We start from the raw sequence: 5,468 nt of genomic DNA on the forward strand, positions 1-5,468 counted from the left end.
GCAAATCACTTCGAAATCGGCGTCGATATTGAACGGCTCAATATAGTCCACCACACCGTCAAATCGTTCAGGCCACCCCGTGTTGTGCATAAACTCAAGGAACTTCGCCCGTAAAATCAACCTTGGGACATCGTTCCAATCGCGGGGAGCGAGCGGGACGCTCACCACTTCAGAATCATTCGTCAATCCGCAACCTCCGAACAGAATCGCCTGCCAGACAACCTATTCCGATTCGCGACGCTTTGGAACTAACAGTGAACAAATAAGTTGTGGGCACGGAAAAGTGCCCTCTGACTTTGGTCGAGCGCGGATCGTTCTACGGAAAAATTATACTCAAAGGCCGAGTTAGCCCGCCCGCTAGCGCGGTGCGCGCTTGGCCAGGATGCGCTGCAGGGTGCGCCGGTGCATGTTGAGACGGCGGGCCGTTTCCGAGACATTGTGATCGCACAGCTCGAACACGCGCTGGATATGCTCCCAGCGCACCCGGTCGGCCGACATCGGATTGTCCGGCGGCTCCGGCTTGTCGTCGGGGCTGGCCAGCAGGGCCTTGATGACATCATCGGCATCGGCGGGCTTGGAGAGATAGTCGACGGCACCGGCCTTCACGGCGGCAACGGCGGTGGCGATATTGCCGTATCCGGTCAGCATCACGACACGGCAATCGGCGCGCGAGGCGTGCAGGACCTTGACCACTTCCAGACCGTCGCCATCCTGCAGGCGCAAGTCGAGAACGGCGAAGGCCGGCGGGTTCTGGCGCGCGACCTCTTCGGCCTCGTCGACCGTACCCACGGCAGAAACGACAAAACCGCGGCTGGTCATGGCCCGGCCGAGACGCGTGCGGAACGGCCCGTCGTCATCAAGGATGAGCAGGGTCCGGTCTTCCGGTAATTCGTATTCCATATCGTCCACGTGTCGATCCTCGCGATTCAACATCCAACTACATCATTACTAGCGGACGATGGCCGCCACCTCTACCCGGTTGCGCGGCCAGACGATGCGCACCTGCGCGCCGCCCTGGGGCGAGACATTGTCGAACGCCACCCGGCCTCCGGTCTTCTCGATCATGGTCTTGGCAATGAAGACGCCAAGTCCCAGCCCGCCCTGTCCCGGCGTGCCCGAGCGCGTCGTGATATAGGGCTCGCCGATCTTGGCGAGAATTTCAGCCGAAAAGCCCGGCCCGTCATCACAGATCGTGATCCGCAGGCTCTCGGCGTCCCAGCCGCCCTCGACGGTGACGCGCGTGGCTGCGAAATCAACCGCGTTCTCGACGAAATTGCCGATCGCATAAAGCATTTCAGGCATACGCCGCAGCATCGGAGCGGCCCCGGCGAATCCGGCATCGGAAACGGAGACATCAAGCATCGGGCCCAGCCCGCGCAGCGGCGCGCTCGCCTCTTCCAGCGCGGCGAGCAGTTCCACCCGGTCATGGCGCTCGTCGGACACGCCCTGTTCCTGGCTCAGCCGCTTGAGAATGTCGCGGCAGCGGCGCGCCTGCGTCACCATCAGTTCGGCATCCTCGCGCAGAAGCTCGTTATCCTGCACCTCGCGCAGCATTTCCTTGGCGGTCAGCTGGATCGTGGCCAGCGGCGTGCCGAGCTCATGGGCGGCGGCGGCGGCCAGGGCGCCCAGCGCCGACAGGCGCTGCTCGCGCGACAGCACGCTCTGCGTCGCGGCCAGCGCCGTCGCCATGCGGCGCCCCTCCTGGCTGACGCGCCAGGAATAGACAGCGGTGAAGGCCACGGCGACGAAGATCGCGCACCACAGGCCAAGCACATACATGCCCGGCAAATCAATCGCCTCGCCATCGATCCAGGGCAGCGGCAGACTCCACATCCACATCACGCCGGTTCCGGCCATCGCGATCGCCGCTACACCGAGCGCCCAGCGCTGCGGCAGGGCAGCAACGGCAATCGTCACGGGAGCCGCCAGCATGACAACGAAGGGATTTTGCAAACCGCCGGTCAGGATCAGCAGGACGCAAAGCTGGATGACGTCATAGCTGAGCTGCGCGAAGGCCTCCCAGTCCTTGGCGAATTGCTGCGCCGGCACAGAGAGGGTCAGCCAGGTATTGATCCAGGCGCTGGCCATGATGACGCCAAGACAGACGCCGATCGGCAATTCGAACCCGACCACATAGTGAACCAGCAGCACGGTCACGGTCTGCCCCGCCACCGCCAGCCAACGCAACATCACCAGTGTACGCAGGCGCAAACGGCCGAAAACCGGCGTCAGATGTGCGTCGCTGCCATAGGGATCCCAATCGGTGTCGGTCATTGGCTGGCTCCGGCAATGCAGCGAAGTCGATGGACAGGCGCTACAAGCCGTCCTAGCTTCGCATTTGCAGCAAATTTCATCCGTCGCGGCATAACATGCTTTGTCCGCCTTCGGATAGTTGGTGGTACGCACATGCAACGCGCCTGGATCTGGTTGATAATTGCCTTGCCGATGATTGTCGTCATCGGATTTTTCACGCTGATGCTTTCGGACACCGGCCAGCGCGAGGAACGCCGCGCGCCGACACGGACCAGCGGCGAGGCCCTGATCGGTGGCCCGTTCACCCTGGTCAACCAGAATGGCGACACCGTTACCGAGGCGGATTTCCGCGGCCGGGCGATGCTGATCTATTTTGGCTATACCTATTGCCCGGATGTCTGTCCCTTCTCGCTCCAGATCATGGCCGCGGCGCTGGATCAGCTCGAGCCGGAACTGCGTGAGCGCGTCCAGCCGATCCTGATCACGATCGACCCCGCACGCGATACCGTCGACCAGCTGGCGCAATACGTCACCTCGCCCGCCTTCCCGTCCGGACTGGTCGGGTTGACCGGCACGCCGGAGCAGATCGCGGCTGTCACTGCCGCCTACCGCGTCGCCTACCGGCGCAGCGAAGGCGAGGCCGAGGACGACTATCTGATGGATCACAGCTCCATCGTCTATCTGATGGATTCAGAAGGACGTTTCGTTGACGTCTTCACACATGGCGCCGACCCGCAAACCATGGCGGCCCGGCTGCAAGAATTCCTTGAGGAAGAAGGTTCATCCTCATGAGCACTGCCGATTTCGGTGGTGCCGGTCCCAGGAGGACTCATGCTTTATAGTGTTTACGAGTTGAACCGTTTGGCGATGACGCCATGGCGCGCTGCCGCCAACGCCACACGCCGCATGATGCAGGCGCCCTGGAATCCGATGGGCGAGACCTATGCCGGCCGCACAATGGTCGCTGCCGCCGATCTGTTTGAGTCCATGACGCGGCGCTATGTCAAACCGGAATGGAATCTGGAGCCGGTCGAGATCAATGGCCACAAGGTGCCCGTCACCGAGACCGTCATCTGGAGCCAGCCCTGGTGCAATCTGCTGCACTTCGAGCGCGATGCTGACGCCCTCAAGGCCGCCGGCATCAAGAAGGCCCAGCCGAAGGTCCTGTTCGTGGCACCGATGTCGGGCCATTACGCGACCCTGTTGCGCGGCACAGTCGAGGCCTTCCTGCCCGATCACGACGTCTACATCACCGACTGGAAGGATGCGCGCAGCGTCCCGGTCACCGATGGCCGTTTCGACCTTGATGATTTCACGACCTATGTCCGCGCCATGCTGACCGAGCTGGGCGGCGACACCCATGTCGTCGCCGTCTGCCAGCCCGGCCCGCCAACCCTGGCAGCCGTCTCGCTGATGGCCGAGGACAATGATCCGGCCCGCCCCCTGAGCATGACCTTCATGGGCTCGCCCATCGATACCCGTCTGTCGCCAACAGTGCCCAACAAGCTGGCGCAGGATCATCCCTATGAGTGGTTCGCCGACAATCTCATCCACACGGTGACCATCCCCAATGAGGGCGCCATGCGGCGGGTCTATCCGGGCTTCCTGCAACTGGCCGGCTTCGTGAACATGAATCTCGACCGCCATGTTGACGCGCACAAGGAATACTTCGCCAATATGGTGAAGGGTGATGGCGACGAGGCCGACCGGCACCGCACTTTCTATGACGAATATCTGGCCGTGATGGATCTGAGCGAGGAATTCTACCTCCAGACCATCCGTGACGTCTTCCAGGAGCACAAGCTCGCGACCGGAACCCAGGAAGTCAAAGGCCGTCTCGTCAAACCGGCCAGCATTACCGATATCGCCCTGTTGACCGTCGAGGGCGAGAATGACGATATTTCCGGCATCGGCCAGACCCAGGCCGCGCACACGCTCTGCTCGGAACTGTCCGACAGCCTGAAGGAAGACTGGGTCCAGCCCGATGTCGGCCATTATGGCGTCTTCAATGGCCGCCGCTTCCGCGAGCAGATCGCGCCAATGATGAAGCGTTTCATGGCCGAAAAGGGCAAGCTGGCCCGCGCCGAACGCTAGAGCGCCTTCTGCAGGCATGCGCCGGACAGGCCGGCCGGTCAGTGTAAAAACTGCCGGCTGGCCCGTCCCGCTCGCATCAGTCGCCGGCCGGCGGCTCGGCCGTTATTCTCAGCCCCAGAGCGGCGAAATCGAACATCTTGCTCTCGACCTGGGCCATCAGGTCAGCGACGGTCAGCAGTTCCGGCGGCGCCATTTCGATCACCAGTGTCCCGCCCTGGTTGACGAAACTGGTCAGCGCCGTCGCCGCTTCGGTCACCAGTGCCTGGGGCAATTCCGGCGGCGCGGCCATCATGCCGGCCGCAATCATCAAGCCCGACTGGGCCCGCAATTCTTCCGGCGTCATGCCCTGGGCACCTGCCGCGGCCTTGATCGCGCGATCGAGCAGGGAGAGATCCTGCAGCCGCCAGGCAATCCGGTTGATCGACAGGGGCCCGAGCGCTTCAAGCACGAGCGCAGCGCTTTGATCGGGGTCTTCCGTCTGGGCCAGCCGATCCGACATGGCACGGATATTGGCGAGATACTGGTGATAGCCACCAAAATCCTGCGCCATATCCAGGCGCAAACCGTCATGCAGCTGGATGTAATTCTCCCCGGTCGTATAGGCGCGGCCGGCCTCGGGATCATAGACGGAATTGCTCTCCAGGCTCACTTCCATATCGTCATAGCCCAGCAGGCCAAACGCCGAGGCAAGCTGCGCACCGCTCTCGTCCGACGCGTCAGGCACCATCCGCAGCGACCCCATATGGACATGGCTCCAGAAGCCATCACGGCGTCTGTCGATTGTCATGACGATCTCGTCCATGGTGGCCGAGATACCGGGTGTCTCCAGATCGAAACCGCGAATCTGGGCACGATCGAACAGATCCATCTGGTCTTCCGGGTCGGTCGCGTAATAGACCGCAGACAACTCGGTCTCGTCCGCTCCCGCCGCGAGGGCCTCCATCAGCCCGGAATAGCTGGACGTCTTCAAACCATCGACCGAGATCTCGTCCAGCCTGACGGCTACCGGTTCGCCCTCGGTCTCGCCCTCGACAGCCAGGCCCAGAAACTCGAAACGCCCCAGTGTATCGGTGGTGTAGTCGAGAAAGGCGAGCCGATCGACGTGCATCTCGAAGGCGGCG

6 protein-coding genes are annotated in these 5,468 nt (G+C 62.6%); 2 read left to right on the forward strand and 4 right to left on the reverse strand.

Going from position 1 to position 5,468, the window contains the following annotated elements:
- The 3 genes from ACN0YF_RS14700 to ACN0YF_RS14710 form a co-directional block, all read right to left on the reverse strand.
- Positions 1–186, reverse strand: a 186-nt coding sequence (locus ACN0YF_RS14700; protein ID WP_417494962.1) for a hypothetical protein, incomplete at its 3' end; no start/stop codon positions are given.
- Between the two features lie 171 nt (positions 187–357).
- Positions 358–900, reverse strand: a complete 543-nt coding sequence (locus ACN0YF_RS14705; RefSeq protein WP_417481371.1) for an ActR/PrrA/RegA family redox response regulator transcription factor — start codon at positions 898–900, stop codon at positions 358–360.
- Between the two features lie 48 nt (positions 901–948).
- Entirely contained in the window at positions 949–2,274 is a 1,326-nt protein-coding gene (locus tag ACN0YF_RS14710; RefSeq protein ID WP_417481145.1) for an ActS/PrrB/RegB family redox-sensitive histidine kinase, read from the reverse strand.
- Between the two features lie 132 nt (positions 2,275–2,406).
- Here ACN0YF_RS14710 and ACN0YF_RS14715 point away from each other — a divergent pair, with 132 nt between their 5' ends.
- Positions 2,407–3,045, forward strand: a complete 639-nt coding sequence (locus ACN0YF_RS14715) for an SCO family protein (protein WP_417481146.1) — start codon at positions 2,407–2,409, stop codon at positions 3,043–3,045.
- 39 nt (positions 3,046–3,084) lie between these two features.
- Complete coding sequence (locus ACN0YF_RS14720; protein WP_417494963.1) at positions 3,085–4,347, forward strand: polyhydroxyalkanoate depolymerase; 1,263 nt, start codon at positions 3,085–3,087, stop codon at positions 4,345–4,347.
- 76 nt (positions 4,348–4,423) lie between these two features.
- On the opposite strand, the gene ACN0YF_RS14725 is transcribed toward ACN0YF_RS14720, so the two are convergent.
- Positions 4,424–5,468, reverse strand: a 1,045-nt coding sequence (locus tag ACN0YF_RS14725) for a hypothetical protein (protein WP_417494964.1), incomplete at its 5' end; no start/stop codon positions are given.

Origin of the sequence: Maricaulis sp., from assembly GCF_048270265.1 — a bacterium.
GTDB lineage: Bacteria > Pseudomonadota > Alphaproteobacteria > Caulobacterales > Maricaulaceae > Maricaulis.